The sequence below is a fragment of the Streptomyces sp. ALI-76-A genome (assembly GCF_030287445.1).
Lineage (GTDB): Bacteria > Actinomycetota > Actinomycetes > Streptomycetales > Streptomycetaceae > Streptomyces.
Map to the genome: position 1 here is coordinate 600548 of NZ_JASVWB010000002.1, position 24320 is coordinate 624867.

General features: G+C 70.7%; 24 protein-coding genes and 3 pseudogenes. 13 read left to right on the plus strand and 14 right to left on the minus strand.

Translation table 11 applies throughout. The features are described 5' to 3' along the window. Positions 1–37: 37 nt before the first annotated feature. The 3 genes and pseudogenes from QQS16_RS03350 (at position 38) to QQS16_RS03360 (ending at position 4285) form a co-directional block, all read left to right on the plus strand. Positions 38–2356 (plus strand): FdhF/YdeP family oxidoreductase, encoded by a 2319-nt coding sequence (locus tag QQS16_RS03350; protein WP_286060104.1) that lies wholly within the window; start codon positions 38–40, stop codon positions 2354–2356. Between the two features lie 55 nt (positions 2357–2411). Further along, a pseudogene (locus QQS16_RS03355) lies at positions 2412–2801 on the plus strand (DUF899 family protein); the annotation flags it as partial. A 224-nt stretch (positions 2802–3025) separates the two neighbouring features. Continuing rightward, positions 3026–4285, plus strand: coding sequence for a serine hydrolase domain-containing protein (locus QQS16_RS03360; protein WP_286060105.1), 1260 nt, complete (start codon positions 3026–3028; stop codon positions 4283–4285). A 166-nt stretch (positions 4286–4451) separates the two neighbouring features. Here the strand turns inward: QQS16_RS03360 and QQS16_RS03365 are convergent, their stop codons facing one another. From QQS16_RS03365 to QQS16_RS03375, 3 genes are all read right to left on the minus strand, one after another. Next, positions 4452–5618, minus strand: coding sequence for an oxygenase MpaB family protein (locus QQS16_RS03365; RefSeq protein WP_286060106.1), 1167 nt, complete (start codon positions 5616–5618; stop codon positions 4452–4454). 258 nt (positions 5619–5876) lie between these two features. Then, the gene (locus tag QQS16_RS03370; RefSeq protein WP_502963757.1) at positions 5877–6935 is read right to left on the minus strand and encodes a polyprenyl synthetase family protein; all 1059 of its coding nucleotides are present in this window, start codon (positions 6933–6935) and stop codon (positions 5877–5879) included. Beyond that, positions 6922–7200 (minus strand): polyprenyl synthetase, encoded by a 279-nt coding sequence (locus tag QQS16_RS03375; RefSeq protein ID WP_286060107.1) that lies wholly within the window; start codon positions 7198–7200, stop codon positions 6922–6924. The genes QQS16_RS03370 and QQS16_RS03375 overlap by 14 nt, the downstream gene beginning before the upstream one ends. Positions 7201–7584: 384 nt before the next feature. Between QQS16_RS03375 and QQS16_RS03380 the strand changes: the two genes are divergently transcribed. Then, entirely contained in the window at positions 7585–8199 is a 615-nt protein-coding gene (locus QQS16_RS03380) for a dihydrofolate reductase family protein (protein WP_286060108.1), read from the plus strand. A 165-nt stretch (positions 8200–8364) separates the two neighbouring features. Here the strand turns inward: QQS16_RS03380 and QQS16_RS03385 are convergent, their stop codons facing one another. Continuing rightward, positions 8365–9510: an RNA polymerase sigma factor gene (locus tag QQS16_RS03385; protein WP_286060109.1), complete on the minus strand. Its 1146-nt coding sequence runs from the start codon at positions 9508–9510 to the stop codon at positions 8365–8367. Positions 9511–9517: 7 nt separating this feature from the next. Then, on the minus strand, positions 9518–9925 hold the full coding sequence (locus tag QQS16_RS03390; protein ID WP_286060110.1) for a YciI family protein: 408 nt from the start codon (positions 9923–9925) through the stop codon (positions 9518–9520). A gap of 585 nt (positions 9926–10510) precedes the next feature. Here QQS16_RS03390 and QQS16_RS03395 point away from each other — a divergent pair. Continuing rightward, positions 10511–10921, plus strand: a complete 411-nt coding sequence (locus QQS16_RS03395; protein WP_286060111.1) for a VOC family protein — start codon at positions 10511–10513, stop codon at positions 10919–10921. Positions 10922–11169: 248 nt separating this feature from the next. After that, a pseudogene (locus QQS16_RS03400) lies at positions 11170–11427 on the plus strand (helix-turn-helix domain-containing protein); the annotation flags it as partial. Positions 11428–11499: 72 nt separating this feature from the next. Here the strand turns inward: QQS16_RS03400 and QQS16_RS03405 are convergent. Beyond that, positions 11500–11883 carry a hypothetical protein gene (locus tag QQS16_RS03405; protein WP_286060112.1) on the minus strand — a complete coding sequence of 128 codons (384 nt, stop codon included), beginning with the start codon at positions 11881–11883 and terminating at the stop codon, positions 11500–11502. A gap of 226 nt (positions 11884–12109) precedes the next feature. On the opposite strand from QQS16_RS03405, the gene QQS16_RS03410 reads away from it, so the two are divergent. The 3 genes and pseudogenes from QQS16_RS03410 (at position 12110) to QQS16_RS03420 (ending at position 13946) form a co-directional block, all read left to right on the plus strand. Continuing rightward, positions 12110–12496 carry a hypothetical protein gene (locus QQS16_RS03410; protein WP_286060113.1) on the plus strand — a complete coding sequence of 129 codons (387 nt, stop codon included), beginning with the start codon at positions 12110–12112 and terminating at the stop codon, positions 12494–12496. A 107-nt stretch (positions 12497–12603) separates the two neighbouring features. Further along, positions 12604–12723, plus strand: a pseudogene (locus QQS16_RS03415) (VOC family protein); the annotation flags it as partial. Positions 12724–13034: 311 nt separating this feature from the next. Beyond that, positions 13035–13946 (plus strand): NAD-dependent protein deacetylase, encoded by a 912-nt coding sequence (locus QQS16_RS03420; protein ID WP_286060114.1) that lies wholly within the window; start codon positions 13035–13037, stop codon positions 13944–13946. 448 nt (positions 13947–14394) lie between these two features. On the opposite strand, the gene QQS16_RS03425 is transcribed toward QQS16_RS03420, so the two are convergent. From QQS16_RS03425 to QQS16_RS03435, 3 genes are all read right to left on the minus strand, one after another. Further along, a complete protein-coding gene (locus QQS16_RS03425) occupies positions 14395–14637 on the minus strand; it encodes a DUF6411 family protein (protein ID WP_286060115.1) in 243 nt (80 codons plus the stop codon). Between the two features lie 139 nt (positions 14638–14776). Beyond that, positions 14777–15913 carry a phospholipase D-like domain-containing protein gene (locus QQS16_RS03430; protein WP_286066214.1) on the minus strand — a complete coding sequence of 379 codons (1137 nt, stop codon included), beginning with the start codon at positions 15911–15913 and terminating at the stop codon, positions 14777–14779. Between the two features lie 338 nt (positions 15914–16251). Continuing rightward, positions 16252–17007, minus strand: coding sequence for a dienelactone hydrolase family protein (locus tag QQS16_RS03435; RefSeq protein WP_286060116.1), 756 nt, complete (start codon positions 17005–17007; stop codon positions 16252–16254). A gap of 122 nt (positions 17008–17129) precedes the next feature. Between QQS16_RS03435 and QQS16_RS03440 the strand changes: the two genes are divergently transcribed. Further along, entirely contained in the window at positions 17130–17612 is a 483-nt protein-coding gene (locus tag QQS16_RS03440; protein WP_286060117.1) for a MarR family winged helix-turn-helix transcriptional regulator, read from the plus strand. A 300-nt stretch (positions 17613–17912) separates the two neighbouring features. On the opposite strand, the gene QQS16_RS03445 is transcribed toward QQS16_RS03440, so the two are convergent. Next, positions 17913–18971, minus strand: a complete 1059-nt coding sequence (locus QQS16_RS03445; protein WP_502963885.1) for a GlxA family transcriptional regulator — start codon at positions 18969–18971, stop codon at positions 17913–17915. Positions 18972–19118: 147 nt separating this feature from the next. Here QQS16_RS03445 and QQS16_RS03450 point away from each other — a divergent pair, with 147 nt between their 5' ends. Then, entirely contained in the window at positions 19119–20003 is an 885-nt protein-coding gene (locus tag QQS16_RS03450; RefSeq protein ID WP_286060119.1) for an NAD(P)-dependent oxidoreductase, read from the plus strand. A 140-nt stretch (positions 20004–20143) separates the two neighbouring features. On the opposite strand, the gene QQS16_RS03455 is transcribed toward QQS16_RS03450, so the two are convergent. After that, positions 20144–20416 carry a hypothetical protein gene (locus tag QQS16_RS03455; protein ID WP_286060120.1) on the minus strand — a complete coding sequence of 91 codons (273 nt, stop codon included), beginning with the start codon at positions 20414–20416 and terminating at the stop codon, positions 20144–20146. Positions 20417–20597: 181 nt separating this feature from the next. After that, positions 20598–20960 carry a hypothetical protein gene (locus QQS16_RS03460; RefSeq protein WP_286060121.1) on the minus strand — a complete coding sequence of 121 codons (363 nt, stop codon included), beginning with the start codon at positions 20958–20960 and terminating at the stop codon, positions 20598–20600. Positions 20961–21554: 594 nt separating this feature from the next. Between QQS16_RS03460 and QQS16_RS03465 the strand changes: the two genes are divergently transcribed. Continuing rightward, the gene (locus tag QQS16_RS03465; RefSeq protein WP_286060122.1) at positions 21555–21722 is read left to right on the plus strand and encodes a hypothetical protein; all 168 of its coding nucleotides are present in this window, start codon (positions 21555–21557) and stop codon (positions 21720–21722) included. A 13-nt stretch (positions 21723–21735) separates the two neighbouring features. Beyond that, a complete protein-coding gene (locus QQS16_RS03470) occupies positions 21736–22143 on the plus strand; it encodes a peptidase M23 (protein WP_286060123.1) in 408 nt (135 codons plus the stop codon). 782 nt (positions 22144–22925) lie between these two features. On the opposite strand, the gene QQS16_RS03475 is transcribed toward QQS16_RS03470, so the two are convergent. Both QQS16_RS03475 and QQS16_RS03480 read right to left on the minus strand, forming a co-directional pair. Next, positions 22926–23852, minus strand: coding sequence for an anti-sigma factor RsbA family regulatory protein (locus tag QQS16_RS03475; protein WP_286060124.1), 927 nt, complete (start codon positions 23850–23852; stop codon positions 22926–22928). Continuing rightward, positions 23852–24208 carry a hypothetical protein gene (locus tag QQS16_RS03480; protein ID WP_286060125.1) on the minus strand — a complete coding sequence of 119 codons (357 nt, stop codon included), beginning with the start codon at positions 24206–24208 and terminating at the stop codon, positions 23852–23854. The genes QQS16_RS03475 and QQS16_RS03480 overlap by 1 nt, the downstream gene beginning before the upstream one ends. Between the last annotated feature and the right edge of the window lie 112 nt (positions 24209–24320).

Below are 24320 nucleotides of genomic sequence, written 5' to 3' on the forward strand. Positions count from 1 at the left end.
CCCACGAGCGGCGACAGCGTGAGTGAGAGGCAACCTGATGAAGAAGGCGCCCGGCGAGGAACCGAACGAGTCTCTGACCGTGACGTCACCGAGGAAGTGGGCGGCGGGCGTGCCCGCGGTGGTGCACGCGCTGGAGTACTCCCTGGAGGAGACCTCCCCCCGGCGTACCGGGGAGACCCTGCTGACCATGAACCAGGTGGACGGCATCGACTGTCCCGGGTGCGCGTGGGCGGACCCCTCACCGGGTCACCGGCATCGCAACGAGTACTGCGAGAACGGCGCCAAGCACATCAACGACGAGGCCACGTCTCGGCGCGTCACCGCTGACTTCTTCCGCACGCACACGGTCTCCGAGCTGAGCCGGCGCTCCGACCAGTGGCTGAACCAGCAGGGGCGGCTCACCGAACCGATGGTCAAGCGGCCGGGCTCCGACTCCTACGAGCCGATCAGCTGGAACGACGCCTTCGAACTGCTGGCTTCGGAGCTGAGGTCACTCGGCTCCCCCGACGAGGCCGTGTTCTACACCTCGGGCCGGGCCAGCAACGAGGCCGCGTTCCTTCTGCAACTGTTCGCCAGGGCACTGGGCACCAACAACCTGCCCGACTGCAGCAACCTGTGCCACGAGTCGAGCGGCTTCGCTCTGCACGAGACGCTGGGCACGGGCAAGGGAACGGTCGGTCTCGACGATCTGCACCATGCCGACCTGATCTTCGTGGTGGGACAGAATCCCGGATCCAACCACCCGCGCCAGCTGTCCGCGCTGGAGCAGGCCAAGCTGAACGGCGCCCGCATCATCGCGGTGAACCCCCTCCCGGAGGCAGGGCTGCTGAGGTTCAAGAACCCGCAGAAACCCCGTGGGGTGATCGGCAAGGGCATCCAGATCGCCGACCGGTTCCTGCACATCCGCAACGGCGGTGACCTGGCGCTGTTCCAGGGGATCAACCGACTGCTGCTGGAGGCCGAGGACGCCCGGCCGGGGAAGGTGCTCGCCCACGACTTCATCCGCACCGACACCACGGGCTTCGAGGAGTTCGCCGAGCACGCCCGCACGGTGGACTGGAACGACATCCTCGCCGCGACCGGCCTGACCCGCGAGGAGATCGAGCAGGTCCGGGACGAGGTGCTGCGCAGCGAACGCGTCATCGTCTGCTGGGCGATGGGGATCACCCAGCACAAGCACGCCGTCCCCACGATCCGGGAGTTCGTGAACTTCCTGCTGCTGCGCGGGAACGTCGGCAGGGCCGGCACCGGCGCCTGCCCGGTCCGCGGGCACAGCAACGTGCAGGGCGACCGCACGATGGGCATCTGGGAGCAGATGCCGGACGCCTTCCTCGACGCGCTCCGGGAAGAGTTCGGCTTCGACCCGCCGCGCGCCCACGGGCTGGACTCCGTGAACTCGATCAAGGCGATGCGCGAGGGCCGTATCAAGGTCTTCCTCGCTCTGGCCGGCAACTTCGTCCGTGCCGCTCCGGACAGCGAGATCACCGAAGAGGCCATGCGCACCTGCCGTCTGACGGCCCACATCTCGACCAAGCTGAACCGGTCCCACACCGTGTGCGGCGAGACCGCGCTCATCCTGCCGACCCTCGGCCGCACCGAACGGGACATCCAGGCCGACGGCGAGCAGTTCGTCACCGTCGAGAACTCGATGAGCGAGGTGCACACCTCCCGTGGCCGCCTCCAGCCGGCCTCACCGCTGCTGCTCAGCGAAGTCGCCATTCTGTGCCGGCTCGCCCGCCACACTCTCGACACCACGGCGGCCGACATCCCCTGGGAGCGGTTCGAAGCCGACTACGGTGCGATCCGCGACCGGATCTCCCGCATCGTCCCGGGACTGCACGACTTCAACCGGCGCGTGACACGTCCCGGCGGCATCCGACTGCCGAACCCGGTCAACGAGGGTGTGTACCACAACGCCGTCGGCAAGGCCCTCTTTACCGCCAACGACTTCGCGATGCTGCGGGCCCCCGAAGGGCACCTCTTGTTGCAGACCCTGCGCTCCCACGACCAGTGGAACACCGTTCCCTACACGTCCAACGACCGCTACCGGGGCATCCACGGGAGCCGCCGGGTGGTGCTCGTCAACCCGGAGGACGTGGCCCGACTCGGCCTGACCGAGGGACAACACGTCGACCTGGTCGGCGTGTGGTCCGACAGCGCCGAGCGTCGCGCCGAGGACTTCCGTGTGGTCCCCTACCCCACCACCCGGGGCTGCGCAGCCGCCTACTACCCCGAGACCAACGTCCTGGTGCCGTTGGACAGCGTGGCCGACAAGAGCAACCAACCGACGTCGAAGGCGATCGTGGTCCGCCTGGAGCCCGCCGCCTCCCGGCCGCCGTCCGTGTCCCGGGGCTGACCCCGCCCGGATCCCCGGATCCGGCCGGCTCCGGTTCGGCTTGCCGATCACGGTCGAGGTGGCCTCCTACGTCGCGTTCATGGGCTACACCCAGCCCTGGTACTCGGTGCGCGACGTGGAGGCACCGGTCGGTGCCGACATGGGGCACCTCACCTGCTTCCTCCGCGACGGTGACCGCGTGTTCCTCACCTACTCCACGACGGGCCGTGGCAACGAGCGGGTCAACGGCTCCCTCGGCCTGCTCGACATGACGCCCTACGGCCGCGGCGAGGCGTGGGAGGACAACCCCGAGGGCTGGCCCGAGGGGCTCGGTCCGTGCTGGTCCTGGCGCTCGGACGCGGAGGGGAACGCCACCTGGGGGCCGACCGGTCGTCCCGTGCCGCAGTGGACCCGCCCCGGCGCGACGCCCGTGGAGACCCTCGGCCGCCACAGCCACCACCACTGAGAGGGCGAGAGCGGACCAGGCGAGCGGGGCGGAACGGACCGGCCGAGCCTTTCGACGTGATGCTCACGCCCACGCGACGGACGTGTCCTGCTGCCGCGTCACCACAGTCCGTCCCGGACGTCCCCTACCGGCCGGCCCGACCCGGGACGGGGAGGTATCCCCACCTCCGCTCCGGCGGCTGCCACCATGGGCCCGGCTGGTGCGCCCAGGCAGAGTCTGAGGACATGAAGGCAACAGTGAAGACCTCGCGGGCCCGGCTTGTCACCGCCGCTGTGCTCGCTGCCGCCGTCGCGTCCACGGCCCCGGTGTCCGGTGCCACGGCCCCTCCCCGCCCGGCGTCCGCAGCCACCACGGACGGCTCGGACGGCTCTGACGGCCGGGTCACCTCGCGCCAGCTCCAACGGGAGGCGGCCCGCGTCCTTGAGGAGGGCGGGTTCGTCGGGGTCACGGTGCGGGTGCGCGACGGGGGCCGTACGGTACACGCCCGAGCGGGCGAGGCCGAACCGCACACCGGTCGTCCTGTGCCGCGCGGGGCGGAGTTCAGGATGGGCAGCGTCACCAAGGCGTTCGTGGCCACCGTGGTGCTGCAACTGGTCGCCGAGGCCCGCCTGTCCCTGGACGACACGGTCGAGCGCTGGCTGCCGGGTGTGGTGAGCGGCAACGGCAACGACGGCAGCCGCGTCACCATCAGGAACCTGCTCCAGCACACCAGTGGCATCCACAACTACGGTCCCGAGGACGACACCGGGAACACCGCGGCCGACTTCGAGCGGACGCGGTTCGATCACTGGGACCCCGAGCAACTGGTCGCCGGCGCGATGCGCCACCGGCCGGACTTCCCGCCCGCACGGGCCGATGATCCCGAACCCGACTGGAACTACTCCAACCCCGGCTACCTCCTCGCCGGGATGATCATCGAGAAGGCCACCGGGCGGCCCTGGGCCGAGGAGGTGCGCGACCGCGTCGTCCGCCCGCTCGGCCTGACCGGGACCTACGCGCCCGGCGACGATCCGTACCTGAAGGCGCCGCACGCGCACACCCACCATCTGTTCCCCGGCTCGGCCACCTGGACGGACACCACGGTCAGGAACATGTCCCGGGCGGACGCGAGCGCTGCCCTCGTCGGCACCGAACGCGACCTGGACCGCTTCTTCACCGCCCTGCTGGGCGGGCGGCTGCTGCCTCCCGCCCAGCTCGCGGAGATGCGCGGGACCGTGCCCGTCAGCGAGGACTACGACATGGGGTTCCCCGGCCTGCGGTACGGCCTGGGACTGATGCAGCAGCCGCTGACCTGCGGCGACGACACCTGGGGCCACGGAGGGGACCTGGAGGGGTTCACCGTGCGCACCGGTTTCACCGCGGACGCGCGCCGCTCGGTCGTCGTCGTCGCCACCGGCACCGGCGGCGGCCTCGAACAGCTTCTCGCGGCCGAGCGCGCCGTCCGCGGACTCGTGGACCGCGCCCTGTGCTCCGACATCAGGTGACCCGGCCCCGTTCACGCGGCGGCCTGCCGCGCCGACCGCGGCCCGCGGGCTCGCTCGCCGCCGCCCTGCGGCACGGCGCCGCCGTCGGGCACCCGGCGCCACCCACACCCGGCTGCCCAGGCATCCCCGAAGGTCGCGCCGGTCGGCAAGAACGCCGCCCGGGCGGTCAGTTCGGCACGGCCGCGGGTGGGGGCGGGGTCCAGCGGCGGGTGCGGGGCACGGTGGCGGAGATGCCGTAGTCCTTCTTCAGGTGCTCCGGAATCGCGTAGTGCATGACACGGCCGCGGGTGAGGGAGGACAGCTCGAAGACCGTGGTGAGGTGTCCGAGGCGGTCCAGGGCCCAGGCCGCGAACGGGGAACGGTCCTCGATGCTCTCCAGGGCCCCGAGCAGGTGGGGTACGGCCTTGACGGCGGTGTCCCAGGGCGTGCGTGCGACGTCGAGCCAGTCGGCGCACGTGTCGCCGATGAGGTGGCGGATCAGGGCGGAGACGAGGGGATCGAAGAAGGTGCCGGGGACGATCTCCTCGTACAGCGAGGTCAGCTGGCGGGTGAGACGGGCGCCGTCCTCGCTCGGTCCCATGTGGCGGAGCATGTACAGGTCGAGGAACTGGCGGGCGGAGGCCATGTCCGTGGGCACCTGGCTCTGGTCGACGCCGAGCATCGCGCCGACCACCCGCCAGGCGTACAGGTAGGCCTGCGCGCCCTCGGCGCTCATGTGGATGTTCAGCCGGTGCAGGGAGTCCAGCACCAGCAGCGAGAAGAACATCTGGCCGCCGATCAGGTCCTCCTGGCAGATCGGCACGCCCAGGCTGTCGGTGTCCCAGCGGTCGTCCCGCGCGAGATGGTGACGGATGGAGGCGTGCAGCAGACGGACCTTCTGGGCGGCGGGGATGAAGGCGCTGCCGGCTTCGAACGCGCCGGGCTGCATCAGGTGGACGGTGAACTGCCCGGTCTCCGCCATCCGTTTGGACGGGTAGTCCAGCGCGTGCGTCGTCGCCAGCAGTCTCGCCACGTGCGGGACGAGGTAGCAGGCGGGCATGGCGGCGAAGGACAGCGCCGTGGAGATGTGCACGTTGTTGTCGATGAAGAACAGCCTGGCTTTCTCCATCTCGCCCCAGTCGACCCAGGCCGGCGGGGCGCCGGTGGCGTGCAGGTACTCCCGCGCCACGTCGGGCAGGCCGTCGGGCAGTGGAGCGCCGGCGGTCGAGACGTAGCGCATCAACGTGTTGAACGTGCCTACCTGACCGCGTTCGAAGAGGGTGGCCACCGTCGCGTCGGCGAGTTCGTCACCGCTGGTGCGCAGGGCGTTCATCGACGCCGTGGTGTAGGTCATCACAGGCTCCCGGTCGGAGATCAGGCGAGGTGGGCAGGGCGGTTGGGCGGGACGGGGGCTGGGCCGGGGCTGCGGCCGGGGATGGGCGTCCGCGCCCGGGAGGGTGGAGGGTCCCTGCCAGGAGGACGGCGGGGTGCATGCCGTTCAGCTGATGGCGAGGTGGGTGCCGTCCGCCGGATGGCGAGGTGGGAGCCGGTCGTCGGCTGGCGAGGGGTGTGCTGTGCGTCGGCAGGAGTCGGGTTCCGTCCCGCCCTGTCCTCAGTGCCGGCGAACGGCCGCCGCGTGTGCCAGGTGGGTGAGGGCTTGCGCGGCGTGTGCGGGGAGGTCCAGGTCGTCCAGGGCGCGGGTGGCTTCCTCCACCCGCACGGTGATCATCTGCTCGATCCGGTCGGGTGCCTTCAGCCGGCTCATCACCTCGCGCACCGCGGTCAGGCTGTCGGGGCCCGCGTCGCGCCGGCCCAGCAGTGTCCGCAGGCGCTCCCGGTCGGCGTCCCCGGCCGCCTTCCAGGTTTCCGCCAGCAGGGCGGTGGGCCGGTGAGCGCGCAGGTCGTCCGTGTTGGCCTTGCCGGTCAGTTCCGTGTCCCCGAACAAGCCCAGCAGGTCGTCCCGCAGCTGGAACGCCTCGCCCAACGGCAGCCCGTAGCGCGAGTAGCCCTCCTGCAACCCCTGCCCGGCACCGGCCAGCACCCCTCCGATCAACAACGGCTGCTCGACGGTGTACTTCGCGCTCTTGTACCGGATCACCTGTAAGGACTGTGCCGTGTCCGGTTCGCCGCCCGTGCGCAGGAGCTCCAGGCACTCACCCGCGATCAGGTCTCTGGCCAGCGCCGCCCACAGCGGGCGGGCCCGGGCCAGGTAGGCCGCGGGCAGGCCACTGGTGGCGAACAGCTGACCGGCCAGCGACATCAGCAGATCCCCCACCAGCATCGCCAGCGCCCGGGCCGCGGTCGCGCCGCGGGGACGCCCGCGCAGCGCGGCGCGCAGGGCGACGTGCGCGGTCGGTCCACCGTGCCGCAACCGGCTGTCGTCGATGATGTCGTCGTGGACGACCGCGGCGGCATGCACCAGTTCCATGGACGCCGCCGCCCGGACCAGGGCGTCGCTGTCGGGCTGACCGGCCGCCCGCCAGCCCCAGTAGCAGAACGCCGCCCTCAGCCGCTTCCCCTGCGCCACCGCCGCCTCGACCTGATCGGCCACCGGGCCCAGAGCGGTGTCGATGGCGAGCAGCTGGTCCGTCTCCTGCGCCACGAACCGGCCCAGCACCTGATCGACACGCACCTTCAGGGCGGCCACCTCGTCCCGGTCAGTCACCGTCACCGGCCCGTCGCGCCAGGACCTGCTGGGCGAGGACCTCCAGATGGGCCGGCGGCGCCACCGCGTACCGGTCCACCGCCAGCCGCCCGCGTGCCGCGAGATCCCGCCGCGCGTCAGCAGCGAGCTCTCCCGTGTCCGAGCGGCCGAGCAACCCCCGCACACTTCCCACGGCCGAGCCCAGGCAGCTCACCGCCAGGTCGGCCAGGCCCGCCGCCAGCAGCACCGCCTGCCCGGCCGGTCCCCCGCCCCGTCCGTCCTCCTGCGCCATGCCGCTCCCCCTGCTCGCCGGCCACCGAGGCGGTGCCGGTCACGCGCCGCCTTCCTACAGCGTCCCGTCCCGCCCACGGACAGGGCGGAGGAACTCACCATCGGGTGATCACCTCGCAGGTTTGTGCGCCTGTCGAAGGGCGGCGGCAGGGCACACATGGATATCTCCCCGCCCGGCTGTCACGCAGTGGGGGGTGTGACGGTGAGGTGTGCGGGCGGTCGGTCCTGCGTCTACGGGTGGGCCGGACGGGCGGGCGGGTGGAGACACGTGCCGCCAACGGGCTGGCGGACGGGACACGTGCCGCCAGGACTGTCGAATGCGCCGCCTCCCGATCGACGTGAAGGCATAGGACAGCACACTCCACAACGTCAGGAGCACTCCATCGTGACCGTCACCGCGGATATGGCCATCTCTCTGGACGGCTACGTCGCCGGCACCGACATCACCCCCGACAACCCGGCGGGCGACGGCGCCGAGGCGCTCTTCGAGTGGATCCACAACCTCGCGAGCTGGCGGCAGCGCCAGAACATGACCGGCGGGGAGGACAACCGCGACTCCGAGCTGATGCGCGAGTGGTTCGAGGCCACCGGAGCGGTGGTGATGGGCCGGACGATGTACGACACCGGCGAAGAGTTCTGGGGCGACAACCCGCCGTTCCGCGCCCCGGTCCTCGTCCTCACCCGCCGCCCTCGGCCGACCCTCGTGAAAGAGGGCGGCACCACCTTCACCTTCGTCACCTGCGGCATCCACAGCGCCCTCGCCCAGGCCAAGGCCGCCGCCGGGAACAAGAACGTCGACATCGCGGGCGGGGCGAGCACCGTGCAGCAGTACCTCGAAGCAGGGCTCATCGACGAACTGCAACTGCACGTGGTGCCCACACTCCTCGGCGCGGGGCTGCGCCTCTTCGAGCACCTGAGCACCGCGCCCCGCACGCTTCAGCCGGTCAGGGTCGTCGGAACGCCCCTCGCCACCCACCTGAAGTACCGCTTCGTGAAGTGATCCGACACCGGCCGGCCGTGGCTCCGCGTCGGCCGGCAGCGGCACCGGCACCGGCACCGGGCGGGGGGGTGCGCCCCGTGCCGTCCGCGGACGGGCCGGAATGCCTGTGGGTTCCGTACCGAACGGCGGCGGAACCATGGCAGGCCCCGGAGCGAGTGCGGCCGGTCAGTGAGAGCGGCGGGCGTTGAGTCGGGCGGCCTGGCGTGTCAGGTGGTTGCGCTCGGCGAGGTTGGGGGCCTTGAGGGCCGCCTCGGCGTACAGCTGCGCCGCCGTCGCCAGGTCGCCGTCGCGCTCGTGGAGGTACGCCGCGGCCGCGGTGTGGCGGGGCAGGGTGTCGTCCAGCGCCGCGAGCGCCGCCAGGCCGGCGCGGGGTCCGTCGGCATGGCCGACGGCGACCGCGCGGTTGAGCCGGACGACGGGACTGCCGGTCAGGCGTACGAGTTCGTCGTACCACTCGACGATCTGCACCCAGTCGGTCTCCTCGGCGACGGGGGCGTCCGCGTGGAGCGCGGCGATGGCGGCCTGTGCCTGGAACTCGCCCAGCCGGTCGCGGGCGAGGGCCGCCTGCAGGATCGCGACGCCCTCGGCGATCGACTTCGTGTCCCACCGGCCGCGGTCCTGCTCGGCGAGCGGCACCAGGCTCCCGTCGGGTGCCGTCCGGGCCGCGCGCCGGGCGTGGTGGAGCAGCATGAGGGCGAGCAGCCCCGCCACCTCGGGGTGGTCGATCGCGGCGGCCAGCTGCCGGGTGAGCCGGATGGCCTCGGCGGCGAGGTCGACGTCGCCGCCGTAGCCCTCGTTGAAGACCAGGTAGAGAACGCGCAGCACGGTGGCGACGTCACCGGGCTGGTCGAAGCGCACGCCGGAGATGGTGCGCTTGGCCCGGCTGATGCGCTGCGCCATGGTCGCCTCGGGCACCAGGTAGGCCTGGGCGATCTGACGGGTGGTGAGTCCGCCGACGGCGCGCAAGGTGAGCGCGACCGCCGACGACGGTGTCAGCGACGGGTGGGCGCACAGGAAGTAGAGCTGGAGCGTGTCGTCCACCGCGGGCGCGAGCCCGGGCACCGGCTCCTCCTCGACGAGGTCCTCACGCCGGCGCCGGGCGGCGTCCGCGCGGGTCGCGTCGAGGAACTTGCGCCAGGCCACGGTGACCAGCCAGCCCTTCGCGTCCCGCGGCGGGTCGGCCGGCCATACGCGGACCGCCTCGACCAGCGCCTCCTGTACGGCGTCCTCGGCCGCCGCGAAGTCGGCTCCGCGGCGGACGAGGACGGCTAGCACGCTCGGTGTGAGGCTGCGGAGCAGGACCTCGTTCATCTCAGGCTCACTCCGTGATGGTGGGCGAGACACCGTAGAAGGGGCGCAGCTCGAGCCACTCGTGGATCGGCTTCCCGCCCGCTCCGGGAGCGGCCGACAGTTCCCCGGCCAGCTCCAGGGCGCGTTCGTAGCTGTCGACGTCGATCACCATCCATCCGGCGATGAGGTCCTTGGTCTCGGCGAACGGGCCGTCGGTGACCGGCGGGCGCCCCTCGCCGTCGTACCGGACCCACGTTCCTTCGGGAGCCAGAGCCTGACCGTCGACGAACTCGCCGGTCTGCTCGAGCCGGGCCGCGAAGTCGTTCATGTACTGCACGTGCGCCGAGATCTCTTCGGGCGTCCACTGGTCCATGGCCACGTCATTGACCGGAGCCGGGGCGCCGCGGTAGTGCTTGAGCAGCAAGTACTTGGCCATCGGATTTCTCCTCGGTGCTGTGCGACCCATTGTGGTCGCGTTCACTACGGGGACGGAGCCAGTCAGGGATTCTCGACATCACCGGCCGAGGTTTTTTCGAGCACCCGTCGCAGGGCCTGGGTGACCCTTGCACGGCGTCCGGATCCTCCGTCCCTCGCCCCGGTTACGGATCCGAGTACGGCCACCTGGCCACCGCTGATCGTGGACGTTTCGCTGCGCCCGGTCCCTGCTTCAGGCCGGGGGCCGAGGTGAGGCCGAGGCCGGGGCGCGTCCGCCCTCACCGAGGACCACGCCGCTCCGACAGGCCGACAGTCGCAGACGGTGCCGGTACGCCGCCGAACACCGGCCGGCGCCACGTGAGCGGTCACGCCGACTGGGTCGGCAGCCGAGCGGGAGGCCCTGTCCCCGCCCACCGCCACCGGCACCCCCGAAACAGTCACGCGGCAGACGCTCCACGGCACAGTGCACCGCGCGGTGCCGGACACCCCGCGGTACCCACCACGCGCCAGAAGGCACCGGACGACGGGTCGAACGGGTCAGGAACCGAGAAGCGCCGGTCACCGGACCGCCCCTACTGTGTGAGCCATGGACATCACCCTCCACACGGCCTCCCTCCCTCACACCGACCCGGACGCCTCCCTGGCCTTCTACCGCGACCTGCTCGGCTTCGAGGTACGCAGCGACGTCGGACACGGCACGATGCGGTGGATCGTCGTCGGCCCCGCCGGCCGGCCCGGCACGGCCCTCCTCCTGGCGCCGCCGGGCGCCGACCCCGGCATCACCGAGGACGAGCGCCGCACCATCGCCGAGATGATGGCCAAGGGCACGTACGGCTGGATCATGCTGGCCACCCCCGACCTCGACAGCACCTTCGAGAAGCTACGGGCCGGCGGCGCCGAGATCGTCCAGGAACCGACCGAGCAGCCGTACGGCATCCGCGACTGCGCCTTCCGGGATCCCGCGGGCAACATGATCCGCTTCCAGGAACTCCGCTAGGACGTGGCCGGGCAGTCCGGCCACCGACCGGGACCGTGCCACGGACGCCGAAGCGCCTTCTCACTGCGTCCGCCCACGAGACTCAGTACGTCCGCCCCCGAGATCGAGCACTCCGCGCCGCGGACACGCGTACGCGCACCACCACCGGCGAAAGAGGTTCTCTCATGTGTCACCCGGCATGGACGCGCGCACGGATGGCCGCACAACGCCTGAACGACCTCGCGCGACTGCGCCGCGTCCGCGACCAGATGGACCGGCAGTACGCGCAGCCACTGGACGTCCCTGCGCTCGCCCGCCAGGCGGGCCTGCCGGCCGGAGACCTCCATCGGCAGTTCCAGCTCGCCTACGGCCAGTCGCCGTACGCCTACCTCGTGACGCGCCGCGTCCAACGCGCGGTGGCGCTGCTGCGAGGCGGCGACCACACCTTCGCCGAGGCCCGCTGCGCGGTCGGCCGCACATCACCGGGCACCTCCGAAACCCGCCTCACCGAACTGGCCGGCATGGTGCCCAGCACCTACGACGTCCACGCGGCGGACACGGCGGACACGGCGGCGGTCAGCGAACTTCCGAATCACGCCTTAGATCGCGCAGCCGTTCGGGCCGGGGACGCCGTCGATCCAGTTGCTGCTGTTCTCGACGTAATAGCTCGACATGATCCCGTACTTGGTCCAGCCTCGCGGCTGGACCATCACCCAGTAGGGGTTGCCGCCGACCGACTGGCCCGGTATCTGGCAGTACACCAACACCTCGTCCCAGGAGTTGATCTGGCCGATGATCGAGGGGCAGTTCGAGGTGCTCGGCGAGGTCGCGCAGTCGCCCTCGTTGATACTGCGGACGTTGACCCCGTCCGCCCACACGCCGTACCAACCGCGGCCGTGTCCGTCGGCCGCGGCGCTCTGGGAGGTGGTGACCACAAGGGCGATCGCGCCGGCAGCGGCGAGTGCCGCGGTCCTCTTGCGCATGACGTTCCTTTCGGTGCCGAGCCGGGTCGGCTCGGGTCGGCTCGGGTCGGCTCGGGTCGGCTCGGGGAGGTTTCCCGTACTGTTCGCCCCGCACGTTAGGCAATCCCGAGAGACCGCGGTCCCTGACATCTGTCAGGACCAGGGTCCCGGATCAGCCGCGATGCTTGGCCACTTGGAAGCGGCCGGCCGACACAGCCGACCGGCAGTGACTGAGACGAAGAAGACCGTGACTGCACGGTTTCGCAAGAAGGCGGGCGTGGCCATAGCGGCGCTGCTGATGACGGCGGCCACGGGTGTGGCTTCTTCCTCGCCGGCGTCAGCCGCTGCGGCGGACTGCCCCAGGGGAGACGTCTGCGTATGGATCAACAGCGTCGCGTGGGGCCAGCCGACGTGGAAGTCGACGGGCAATCTGTACAACCTGCACTCGGACCAGGGGATGTACATCCTCAACAACGGTGTGCGCTATCCGGGCGCGGAGCACATCTGGTTCGACCTCACCGCCCAGCACGGCGGGAACTTCACGGGGTGCCTGCACTACCCGAACGACCCCAACGTGGACATCTTCCTGGGCCCCGTGACCTTGCACAGTGCGGTGTGGGGCGGGGAGTGCTGAGCTGATCCGCTCGTTGGTCCGGTCGTGGGGAGGCATCGCACGAACGCCTGCCGACAGCACGGCAAGCCAATCCGGTCTGGTCACTCGTCGCTCCGACTGACTCGGTGTGCCAGGTGTTGGGGTACGTCGTGCCGCCGCCACCGGAGGGATTCGCGACGTGTGACGCTTTCGATCGCTCTCTGCCGCCTGAGCAGCAGGGCGCGGCGTTCGCCTGCGGTGATCCCTCGTGTCCGACGCGTGACCGGGGAGGCACCCTGGGTAACCAGGTCAGGCGCGCCCACCGGAGCGCTGTCTCCGACGGGGACCAGGCCGAGGCCGCGTCACCGTAGCTGGTCCACCAGCGATGACGCGGGGCCGTCCGCTGCCGCGCAGCACAGCCGGCACACCGCAGCACAAGGCGCCACAGCCCGTCGCGGCACACCGCGGCCCGACCCACAGAGCACGCTCCCCTGGACGGATCATGCAGGGCGCCGTCCGGGCCGACGGCGTCGTGGACAGCGGATACGGGTAGGGGCGGCCCGTTCCGTACCCTTGCGGCATGCGCATGCGCCCCACTCTGAGTTGGACCCCTGCCGAGGACCTGCCGCCGGGCACCACGGACCTGGAGCCGGTGGCCGGTGCACTGCGCACCGGTGGTGTGCTGGTGCTCAGCGGGGCTGGCATCTCCACCGAGTCGGGCATCCCCGACTACCGGGGCGAGGGCGGGAGCCTGAGCCGGCACACCCCGATGACGTACCAGGACTTCACCGCCGGCGCCCAGGCCCGGCGCCGGTACTGGGCGCGCAGCCACCTCGGCTGGCGCACCTTCGGCCGCGCCCGGCCCAACGCCGGACACCGGGCCGTGGCCGCGTTCGCCCGGGACGGCCTGCTGTCGGGGGTGATCACCCAGAACGTCGACGGCCTCCACCAGGCCGCCGGCAGCGAGGGCGTCGTGGAACTCCACGGGAGCCTGGCGCGGGTCGTCTGCCTTTCCTGCGGTGCCGTCAGTCCGCGCCACGAGCTTGCCCGGCGCTTGGAGGAGGCCAATCCAGGCTTCGATCCGGTCGCCGCCGCGATCAACCCCGACGGCGACGCCGACCTCACGGACGACCAGGTCGCGGACTTCCGGGTGCTGCCCTGCACGATCTGCGGCGGCATCCTCAAACCGGACGTGGTGTTCTTCGGCGAAACCGTCCCACCGCCGCGGGTCGAGCATTGCCGCACACTGGTCCGCGAAGCGGCCTCGCTGCTGGTCCTGGGTTCCTCACTGACGGTGATGTCGGGGCTCCGGTTCGTCCGTCAGGCAGCCCAGGCCGGGAAGCCGGTCCTGATCGTCAACCGGGACCCCACACGCGGCGACCCGCACGCCCTCGCCCGGGTTTCACTCCCGCTGGGAACGGCCCTCACCACCGTGGCCGACCGGCTGGGCGTTCCCGTCGACGACGAGGTGACGGCCCACCCGCGGCAGTGACGGTGACGAGGCATCACGGTTGGCTTGGTCCGTGCCGCGAGGTGTCGGGGGCCGCGACAGGCGAACTGATCCGCTCGCGAAGGCGGTTCCGCGGATCCGGCCACCGCCACCCCTTTGAATCCGTCCAGTTGGTTCTGGCCAGTCCGACCGACCGGCCGGCCGGCCACCGGCCGTCACCGGCGGCATCGCCACTCGCCGACGCGGGACCGCCACTGCGGCGGCTCCAGCACCGCGTAACGGCTCCGGACGGCTCCGGTGCGGCTCGTCCTGTCCGCACACCCTCACTCGCTTCGGGCAGTTGCAGTGAGGCAGGGGATGCTCCTGCCTCGCGCATGCCGGGGCGCAGGCCGCCTCAACGGCTCTTCAACCAGTGGACCGGCAACGGCTCTTCATACCGGTGCACCTGCACGACGGTCTGCCCCCGGACGGCAACGCCGCCTCACCACGGTCAGAACGGAAGGCGACCGCGGGTACGGCGGCCGGCCGAGCCACTGCGGCCCACGGCGCGGGAACTGGTGTGGAAGGGCTTGCTGAAAAGCCTGCCCAGGACACCCGGCGCCTTGCCGCCGGCTCGCGCACCGGCGCCGAGCGAACGTTGGGTGCCGCGCTCCGGGTGGCGGGAAAGACGGGGGACGAAGAAGGCCAGGACGGCCAGAACCACACATACGGCAACAACACCGGCGATAACCACGAGTCGACTCCCTGATTAGGTTGGGGAGAGACAAGTGCCCCGTCACACCGCTTCCATGTGACGGGCGCTCCGGACCTTGGTCGCCGCCGTCCACCCGTGGGCACCCCAGCGGTGGCCGTGACCGGGTTCGCGGGAGGCGTCAGAGGAAGCGACGGATGGGAGCGACGGCCGCCTCCCGCAGTCGCCGCGTGAGGGGGCGGCGGTTCCAGCGGCCCTTCTCGATCCGTTCACTGGCCCGCAGGTCCTCGTCGAAGTGCTGGTCGAGGGTGGCGGTGAAGTCCTCGTCCAGGACGGCGAGCATGACCTCTTCGTCGTGGTCCAGAGAGCGGCGGTTGAAGTTGGTGGAGCCGATCAGGGCGGCGATCCGGTCGACGGTGATGACCTTGGCATGCATCATCGTCGGCTGGTACTCGAAGATGCGGACCCCGCAGTCGAGCAGGTCTTCGTAGAAGTGCTGACCGGCCAGTTGGCATACGCGCTTGTCGGTATGGGGACCGGGCAGCAGGATCTCCACCTCGACGCCGCGTCGGGCGGCCGCGCACAGCAGGTCGATGAAGTAGGCGTCGGGGGCGAAATAGGCGGTGGCGAGCCGGAAGCGGACCTGAGCGGACTCGATCATGACCCGCAGCAGCGTCTGCATGTCCTGCCAGCCGAAGCTGGCCGAGCCGCGGACGACCTGGACCACGGCGTCGCCCTGCGGCCTGTGGCCGGTGAAACGGTCACGGTCGTCGAAGAGGGTGTCGTGGCACTCGGCCCAGTTCTGCGCGAAGGCGGCGGCGATGCCGTCCACCGCCGGCCCGGACACCTGAACGTGGGTGTCGCGCCATTCGCCCTCGTTGCGGGCGTCTCCGCACCATTCCTCGGCTATGCCCACCCCGCCGGTGAACGCCGCCTCCTCGTCCACGACGAGCACTTTGCGATGGCAGCGGTGATTCTGCTTGAGGGGGCTCAGATACAAGGGCTTACGGAACCAGGCCACCTTGACGCCGGCCCCGACCATCATGTCCAGCAGGTGCGGTTCGATCCGGCGGCTGCCGAAGCCGTCCAGCAGCAGCCGCACCCGCACACCGTCGCGGGCCCGCTCGGCCAGCGCGGTCGCGAACTCTCGGGCGATCTCACCGCGCCAGTACACGAACGTCATCATGTCCACGGTGTGCCGCGCGCCGCGGATGCTCTCCAGCATGGCCGGGAAGATCTCGTCCCCGTTGCGCAGCACCACGAGGGCGTTGCCTTCCGTGGCGGCGATGCCGATCAGGCGTTCCAGGCGACGCCGCATCCGCTGTTTGTGCTGCTCCACAGGCAGGGGCGGTTCGGCGGTCGCCGGGAAATCCTCCGGCTCGCTGCGTGTGGTCGTCACGGCTCCCCCGTCCAGTCGAAGATGGCCGACCCGTGCGTCGGGCGGCGCCGAGGTGACTGTACACACGCACCCGACCAGGTGCTGACGGGCCCTCGCCGCGCCAGGGCCGAGTCCCTACGGCTCCGATCAGCCCCGACAGATTCCACAAATCAGACAACTCCGACAGCCCAACACCCGCAGAGCCCCAACACCCGCAGAGCCCCAGGACCCCAAGGCCCCAATAAGAGGCCGTCACATCCGGTTTCGCAGCCGGAGCCTCAGCTGTTGACCAGGGTGCGGCCGAGGAGAGGGAGCAGGCGGTCCCAGTGGCGCTTCAGGGCCGAGGGGTTGAAGGCGTCGGTGTCGGCCATGGTGAAGCCGTGGACGGTGCCGGGGTAGATCTCGGAGGTGTAGTCGACACCTGCGCCATCCAGCGCCTGGTTGAGCTCGCCGAGAGCCTCGGGGGTCAGATCGGTCTCGGCGTGCCCGAGATGGACCTGGGCGGTGAGCTTGGAGAGGAGGCGATGCGTGCCGTCGGGCCCGTCGGCGCCCACAGGACCGTGGAATCCGGCGACGGCGGCTACGTGACGCGGGTGCGCCGCGGCGGTGCGCATCGCCAGGAGGCCGCCTATGCAGTACCCGGTCACCGCGACCGGTCCGGCGTCGACCTCGGGCTGGGTGGTGAGGAACCTCAGGTAGGCGTCGGCGTCACTCAGGACCCGTTCGGGGGTGTGCGCCTCGATCAAGGGCATCAACTGGGCCATGACCGCGGGCCGGACCTCCTCTCCGATGTGGTCCGGAAGTGCGATCACCGGCGCCGGGCCGTTCCGGTAGAAGATGTTGGGGACGAGCACGTAGTACCCGTGCCCGGCCAGTTCACGGGCCATGTCCCGCAGCACGGGCCGGATACCGAAACCGTCCGCGTACATCAGGACCCCTGGGAGCCGCGCGTCGTGGCTCTCGCGGCTCGGGAAGGCGGCGAAGGCGTCGGCCTGGCCGTCCGGGGTGGGGATCCGCAGTGTCTTGACGGGCAAGAGCTTCCTTCCTCTTCCTTCTTCGGAGTTCACCTACATAGCGTTAGTCGCACTAACGTTTTTCGCCCGAGCGGCGAACGTACATCGTTAGTCGGACTAACGCAACGGGTAGGATCAGTGCCATGATCAGTGCCGAAGCCGCAGACATGCCGGACGACGGCGCGGCCAGGACGCCAGGCAGGCTGCGCCGTCGGGCGAGCCGACTGTTGTCGCAGCTCTCCGCGCGGTCGGACCGGCTGATCACCGAGGGGCTGGGCGGGGCCGGCGCCCGCAAGTGGCACTACGCCGTGCTCGCCTCACTGGAGGAGTACGGACCGGCCAGCCAGGCCGAGTTGAGCGGGCGCTCCGCCATCTACCGCAGCGACATGGTCGGCGTGCTCAACGAACTGGCCGAGCGTGACCTCGTCGAGCGGACGCCGGATCCCGATGACCGGCGCCGCAACATCATCACCATCTCGGCTCAGGGCCGCCGTCACCTACGCCGCCTCGACAAGGTCCTGGACGACCTCCACGACGAACTGCTGGCACCGCTGAGTCCGGCCGAACGCGACCAGTTCGTGCAGATGCTCAACCGTTTGCTGGACCACCATGCCCGAGCCTCCTGACCCCGCTGAGCCGTATCCGACGCCGGCCACCGTGCACCGTGCACCGTGCACTGGCCAGGAACCGTCGAGGACCGGCGACAGCGCCTGGCAGGTCCAGCCCGCTACGGGCTGATCAGCCCGTGTTCACCGGCGCCCGTAGCGATCAGTCGGGCGGAGCATCCCTTCTCCGACGGCTCCGATCTCCTGACAGACCGAGACGACGGGCATCAGGGACCACCACTCCCTCGATGACCGGTCCGGGCAGAGTGCGCCCGCCTACCCCGCACGCGGCTGACGTCCCCTCGCGCATGGCCGGCTCACTCACGCCGTCCGGTGCGCCTGGGCGCTGGAGCCTGGCCGCGGCAGGCCGCGCTCCACCTCGCCGGCATCTTCGTCCGGGGATGACCCGGGCACCGTCCGGGGGAAGGCCCGCCGGTAGGCACCCGGTGACACGCCGATCTGTTTGAGGAAGTGGTGGCGCAGGTTGTTCGCCGTACCGAGGCCACTCAGCTCCCCGACCTTCTCGATGGGCAGGTCCGTCGCCTCCAGCAGGCTCTGCGCCCGTGCCAGGCGCTGGCTGAGGAGCCACTGAAGCGGGGTGGTCCCCGTAGCCGCCTGGAGTCGCCGATGGAGGGTCCGCGGGCTCATCGCCGCGCGCTGCGCCAGGTCCTCGACTGTCAGGGGCTGGTCCAGGTGCGCACGGGCCCAGTCCAGTACGGGACCCAGGCTCCCGTCGTCCGTGGCGGGCACCGACAGGTCGATGAACTGCGCCTGGCCGCCCGGCCGATGGGCGGGCACCACCATCCGGCGGGCCAGTTGGTTGGCGACGTGCGCGCCCAGGTCACGCCGGACCAGATGAAGACAGAGGTCGAGTCCGGCGGTCAGCCCAGCGCTGGTGAGTACATCGCCGTCGTCCACGTACAGCACCGAGTCGTCGACTCGTACCTTCGGGTAACGCTCGGCCAGTTGAGCGGTGTGCATCCAATGCGCGGTGGCACGCCGTCCGTCGAGCAGCCCGGCCTCGGCGAGCGCGAACGCTCCGGTGCACAGGGAGACCATGCGGGCGCCGGAGTCGTAGGCGTCGCGCAGGGCTGTGATCAGTGCCCGCGGCAGCGGTCTGCCCTCGTCGACACACGGGTCGGGCACCGAGGGCACGATGACCGTGTCGGCACCGACGAGGTCGTCGAGCCCGTGGCGGGTCCGCAGGGACAGTCCCGTGGCGGTCGGAGAGCTGTCCTGCCGACGCTCTCCCGTGCCGCACAGCCGCAGGTCGTACCACGGGTCGGCCAGGTCGGGCTGCGGCTTCCCGAAGACGGTGCAGGGGATGCTCAACTCGTACAGGTCCCACGAGGGGACCTCGACGTCCTCGGTCACGACCACGGCGACGGAACCAGGATTCATGCCCTGAAGCGTATGGCAGGAATTTGGTGCCTGCCGTCACCGGTGTCACTGTTCCCGGCCGTCGCACGTTGCGATCTTGGGCTTACGTGACCAACCGCCGCAGGCGGACGTACAGGGAGTTGTGGCATGCGTTCTGATCACCTGGCGGTATCCGTCATCGGACTGGGCTCCATGGGCTCGGCGTTGGCCTCCGTCCTGCTGGAGCAGGGTTACGAGACCACCGTGTGGAACCGCTCGGCGCACAAGGCCCAATCACTGGTCGACCGGGGCGCCCGGCTGGCCGCCACACCGGCGGAAGCCGTCGCGGCGAGCCCGCTGATCATCGCCTGTGTACTGGACTACGAGGCTCTGCACACCGTCCTCGACCCCGTCGCCCGTCTTCTCGCGGGCAAGGTCCTGGTCAACCTCACCTCCGGCTCTCCCGAACAGGCCCACCAGACCATCGCATGGGCCCGGTCGCACTCCGCCGACTATCTCGACGGCGCGATCATGACCACCCCGCCGGGAGTCGGCAGCCCCGAGATGATGTTCCTCTACAGCGGTTCCGCCGCCGCCTTCGAAGCCCACCGCCCGACCTTGGCGGCCCTGGGCGACCCTCTGTACCTGGGTGCGGACCCGGGTTTGGCCTCCCTCTACGACGCCGCGCTGCTCGGCCTGATGTGGTCCACCATGACCGGCTGGCTGCACGGCACCGCACTGGTCGGCGCCGACCAGACACCGGCCACCGCCTTCACCCCTGTCGCGATCCGCTGGCTGACCACCGTGGCCGGCTTCCTGACGACCTACGCTCCCCAGGTGGACGCCGGCCGCTACCCCGGCGACGACGCCACCGTCGACGTACAGATCGCCGCGATCGACCATCTCCTCCACGCCGCAACCTCCCGCGGCATCGACAACGCCCTGCCCCTCCTCCTCAAGTCCGCCATGGAACGGGCCAAGGCCGCAGGGCACGGCTCCGACAGCTATGCGAGCGTGATCGAGGTCCTGAAGAACCCCGCAGTCGGCCAATGATCGTCACACCCGCCGTTCGCCGCCACCTGGCACGGGGGCTGGACGACCGTCGCTGCCACGGCGTCCTGGACGGGCCTTGCCGGAGCACCCGGGGTGCCCGATGCCAACCACCCTGGCCGCATTGCCTGTTCGCTGGCTGCTCACTGGAACAGTACGGGGATCACTGAGGCACCGCGGGGACCAGCAGGTACAGGATGATGCCGGTCGTGGCCTTGCGGGTGGTGACCGGAAGTACCGGAACGGACCAGACCTGCGCTATCGCCCGCGTCCCGCTCGTCGCTCGGCAGACCGCTCTCGTACAGCGAGGCGGCGTACGCCTGCTTGACGGCCAACGCCCAGTGATACCCGATCGAGGAGGGATACACGATCACGAGCATGTCGACCAGCATGACCCCCAGCACGATGAACACCATCCAGTGCGAGTTCGCGGTGGGTGTGCCAGTTGGCCCACCAGCCTGAGTAGACCTTGGAGCGCCAGACCGAGTCGGGGAGTTGGGTCGGATTCCACGTCTCCATGAGGCCATGGTTGTCGACGAAGGCATACAGCGCGGCTGTGCCCATGGCCATGACCAGCATGATGCAGGCTGAGACGTCTCAGCGGCCCAGGCGACGAAACCATGCGTTGATCCAGCGGGTCGGACATCGAGTTGGCGGGCCTGTTCGTCGGGTCGCCGGAGTATGCCTTCGTCGCGCTCGTTTCATCTGCACGAAGAGCGAGACGGCCAGCACTTGCTGGCAGCAGAAGACGGGCGTGACGAGTATGACCGCCAGCTGCACCACCTTGGTCTTGGCCGTCGGCGGCCAGTAGATCCACAGACGGAACAGCAGACGAGTCGCCCGTCGAAACGGCCGCGGCGCCCTGCGCAGCCGACGCATCGCGGCGCGGCGATCGACCTGTGCGGACGACCGGAACGCTCCCGCGATCAGTTGTGGTTCCAAGGCCTTGAGCTGCTCCATCCCCGCCCCCGATGCTGAGACCCCGCAATGACCCTGGAAGCCGGCGGTTTCCAAGCCGACGCGACCGGAGTCGCACAGCCGACCCCACGACGATCCACGGCGACCCACGACGACCCAGCGGGTACACCCCGCCGGTCACTCCGTCGCCTCCGCGCGGCGATGACGGCCCAACACCGGTTCACTCCGCGGAAGTCGGCGCGCGACACAAGACAGTTCACCGCCCAGAACCCGTGTGGCCAGCCCGACGACCGACCTCAGCGTTCACCGATGCCCACCGCACCCCGCCAGACGTCGGCGGCCGCGGTCGATGGCTGCTCAGCACCCACTCCACGCGTGCGCGGCGGAGACACGACGGTGCGGCCACCTCAGGAGTACCGTCGGCGCGCCCAGTGCGCAGTGCCCAGCACTCGGACCGTCGGCCACCTGTCCGGCTGGGTCCCTGACAGATGTCAGGGACCGGTGATCCGCCTGTGTTTCTAGAGTGCTGACGTCAGCGCGAGTGCCGAACGCCGGTGAGGCGCCCGGCCTCACCACGGTGACACGTCACAGTTCACAGGTCATGGAGCGAGGCTCGACAGAGGGACAGGGACACGAATGCTCAGTCGCGCCACGCCCTGCGCGGGCTGCACCGACGCCATCCGTGGCCCGCTCGCCGCCACCGGGGCGCCGACCAGCGGGGCCATGTCCGACATGACGGTCACCGAGCACTCGCCGACGACGTACCGCAGTTTCTCCCGGCGGACGCACGACTTCGTCCGCTGAGACCATCCACCACATGGGGGGACCCCACATGCACAAGCTTCTGCGCCGCTCCGCCACCGCCGTCGCCGCCACCGCCCTCGCGTTCGGTACCCTCGCCGCCACGGCCGAGGCCGCCCCGGCCCAGTCCGTCAGTGCCGCCAGTGCCGGTGACCCCGCCCTCACCGACATCTACATCTGGGCCACCGACGTCAACCTCCGCAGCCAGCCCACCTCCGCGTCGCCGCGTCTGGCCGTCCGCTCGCAGCACCACATGGACGCGGTGTGCCAGAAGCAGGGCCAGTACGTGTACGACCCCGCCGTCGGCGGCAACAGCTGGTGGACCGCGGTCATGGAGTTCTCCGGCAGTGACGTCGCCTGGGTGAGCAACCTCTACATCCAGGGCGGCGAGAAGATCGCCGGTGTCCCGGACTGCACCTTCTGACCGACGGCCGGTCCAACCCTGCGAGAGGACCGCTGGAGAAGACTCCGGTACGCAGCACCATCACCGCACTCGCGGTGATGGTGACGGCCGCCCCCGGCACCGGCTTCGGCCCCGCCGACATCACAGAGCCCTACCGGGAGTTGCACACGCGGCCTCGCCACCTGTCGGACCGGGCGGCGCGGTCCGCCGGCCGCTCCTGACGGCGGGCTGCCCGCGGACCGCGATCGGCAGACCGTGATCCGCGGCCCGTGCCCCGAGGCCCGAAGCCCGTGATCCGAGGCCAGCAGGCCGAGCCCGGCACCGGTCTGCGCCTGCCGAGGGCTGGGACCTCCGTCCTCACCTACCCCTGTCCATCCGCGCGCCGACGCCCACAAGCCGGAAGCAGGACGGCTGTTCGGCGCGAAGAACCGGCGGCTGCGACCCACAACAACGTCGGGACGGCCGAACGTCGCGCCGTCCCGCCGTCCCGCCAGCGACACTCGACGCCTCCGGAAAGAGGTCGGCCGTCTCGTCGGCGAGTGCTCGGCAGGCCGGGATTTCACCAGGCAGGCCATCCAGCGCCCTGCGCGCGAGCCGGTCGCGCTTGCCTGTTTCCTCTTTCAGCGGCCGATGGTGCCGGGTTCCGCGACCGCCTCGGTCCACGGACGGCTCCACCTCCGTCGCGGCGACACCTCTGGCACATGCGGGCGCCGTAGGAGCCGCCTTCGCACGCCAGGGTGTCGAGGCGGGCCGTCGCACCCGCCCCGCAGCAGGCCGAGGCAGCCTCGGGCTGCCGAGCGGGATCAGGGGGTGATGTAGCAGCGGATGGCCGTGCCACCGGGGGCGGTGTGGATGCGTACGAGGTCGGCGAGGTAGTGCACCAGCATCAGCCCCCGGCCGCCGAGCTGGCCCGGTGCGGGTGGGCGACGGCCGGCGAGCGGATCCTTCAGGTATCCGCCGTCGCGGACCTCGCACACCATCTGGCCGTCGTCGGCCCATACCCGCAGAGTGCCCGAACCCCCGCCGTGCAGAACGCTGTTGGTGGTCAGCTCGGCCACGACCAGGGCCACGTTCTCCAGGCGGAGACCCGACAGGCCGAACCGCTCGGCCCGTTCGACCGCGAAGTGCCGGGCGCCCGGCAGCCGTTCGGCGTCGAAGACGAGCTCCTCGGCCGTCTCCGCGTGCTCCAGCGGCTCGTTGTAGCGAGCGACCACCTGTTCGGGCGCGTAGGCGGTGCTGTGCTGTTCCTGGCCGTCGGAGATGACGAGGGGATGGGTCGCGTACGCGTCGGTGAGAACCTGTTCGTCGAGGCGGCCGGCGTCGTACGGGCAGAGGATGGTGACGTCCCGGCCCTGGAACGCCGGGTTGATCAGCGCCTCGTGCTGGGCGCACGCCGGGTACTCCACGCTGCTGCGACCGGCCCAGACCGGCTCACCGATGATCCGCACCCGCGTCCGGGGATGGGCGTCCGCGAAGGCGCGCAGCACCTTGGGGATGATCCGTCCGGGGTTGCGCCCCGCCTCGCTCATGTCGAGGAGCCGTACGTCCGCCGCGTCCTCGCCCAGGGCCGTCCTGAGGACCGCCAGATTCGGCCCGGGCACGGCGACCGCCACCGGCTCCCCGGCCTTCAGACCGTCGCGGATGAAAGGCACCGTGCCGTGCAGGTACTCCTGCTCGTCCCGGTAGAACAGGGCGGGATGCAGGAACGGTTCGTCGGTCAGTGTGGTCATCACGCCGCCACCTCGACGGTGGGCGGATCCGGCCGGAAGGTGTCCCGCACGCGCCGCGGAGCGGCAGGCGGTTCCTCGCGCACGATCCGTCGCTCCTCCAGGAGGCCCTGGGCGGCGGCAAGCGCCGGGACCCGGACACTGCCGGCATCGACGAAGGTGACCGCGGACAGTTCCAAGTGGCACGCCTCTTCGTCGCTCAGGAAAAGCTGGTGCAAAGTCTGTTCCCGGGCCGGGCGCGCCGGCGAGCCGACCTCGCCGACCGCATACCGACCTGGCCGACCCGCCGACGGGTGCACGCGCGAAGCGTCCGTGAACCAGGTCGACGATGCTGTGCGCGCATCCGCCTCCCCCGCCATGCTCACTCCATCACCCCAGATCACCCGTCGGCTCGGTTCCTATTATCCCCCACGGCCGAAATCGGGTGAACGCGCCGCCGTGGGAGGCCGCCTTCGCATTCCGCTGCGGGTG

Bases quoted from the DNA above. Each gene is read 5' to 3' on its own strand.
- QQS16_RS03460 (WP_286060121.1), bottom strand. From the start codon at position 20,960: ATGGAGCAGCTCAAGGCCTTGGAACCACAACTGATCGCGGGAGCGTTC.
- QQS16_RS03350 (WP_286060104.1), top strand. From the start codon at position 38: ATGAAGAAGGCGCCCGGCGAGGAACCGAACGAGTCTCTGACCGTGACG.
- QQS16_RS03375 (WP_286060107.1), bottom strand. From the start codon at position 7,200: ATGGCGCAGGAGGACGGACGGGGCGGGGGACCGGCCGGGCAGGCGGTG.
- QQS16_RS03360 (WP_286060105.1), top strand. From the start codon at position 3,026: ATGAAGGCAACAGTGAAGACCTCGCGGGCCCGGCTTGTCACCGCCGCT.
- QQS16_RS03385 (WP_286060109.1), bottom strand. From the start codon at position 9,510: ATGAACGAGGTCCTGCTCCGCAGCCTCACACCGAGCGTGCTAGCCGTC.
- QQS16_RS03420 (WP_286060114.1), top strand. From the start codon at position 13,035: ATGCGCATGCGCCCCACTCTGAGTTGGACCCCTGCCGAGGACCTGCCG.
- QQS16_RS03405 (WP_286060112.1), bottom strand. From the start codon at position 11,883: ATGCGCAAGAGGACCGCGGCACTCGCCGCTGCCGGCGCGATCGCCCTT.
- QQS16_RS03395 (WP_286060111.1), top strand. From the start codon at position 10,511: ATGGACATCACCCTCCACACGGCCTCCCTCCCTCACACCGACCCGGAC.
- QQS16_RS03450 (WP_286060119.1), top strand. From the start codon at position 19,119: ATGCGTTCTGATCACCTGGCGGTATCCGTCATCGGACTGGGCTCCATG.
- QQS16_RS03440 (WP_286060117.1), top strand. From the start codon at position 17,130: ATGATCAGTGCCGAAGCCGCAGACATGCCGGACGACGGCGCGGCCAGG.
- QQS16_RS03430 (WP_286066214.1), bottom strand. From the start codon at position 15,913: ATGCGGCGTCGCCTGGAACGCCTGATCGGCATCGCCGCCACGGAAGGC.
- QQS16_RS03365 (WP_286060106.1), bottom strand. From the start codon at position 5,618: ATGACCTACACCACGGCGTCGATGAACGCCCTGCGCACCAGCGGTGAC.
- QQS16_RS03390 (WP_286060110.1), bottom strand. From the start codon at position 9,925: ATGGCCAAGTACTTGCTGCTCAAGCACTACCGCGGCGCCCCGGCTCCG.
- QQS16_RS03475 (WP_286060124.1), bottom strand. From the start codon at position 23,852: ATGACCACACTGACCGACGAACCGTTCCTGCATCCCGCCCTGTTCTAC.
- QQS16_RS03480 (WP_286060125.1), bottom strand. From the start codon at position 24,208: ATGGCGGGGGAGGCGGATGCGCGCACAGCATCGTCGACCTGGTTCACG.
- QQS16_RS03465 (WP_286060122.1), top strand. From the start codon at position 21,555: ATGCTCAGTCGCGCCACGCCCTGCGCGGGCTGCACCGACGCCATCCGT.
- QQS16_RS03455 (WP_286060120.1), bottom strand. From the start codon at position 20,416: ATGGTGTTCATCGTGCTGGGGGTCATGCTGGTCGACATGCTCGTGATC.
- QQS16_RS03470 (WP_286060123.1), top strand. From the start codon at position 21,736: ATGGGGGGACCCCACATGCACAAGCTTCTGCGCCGCTCCGCCACCGCC.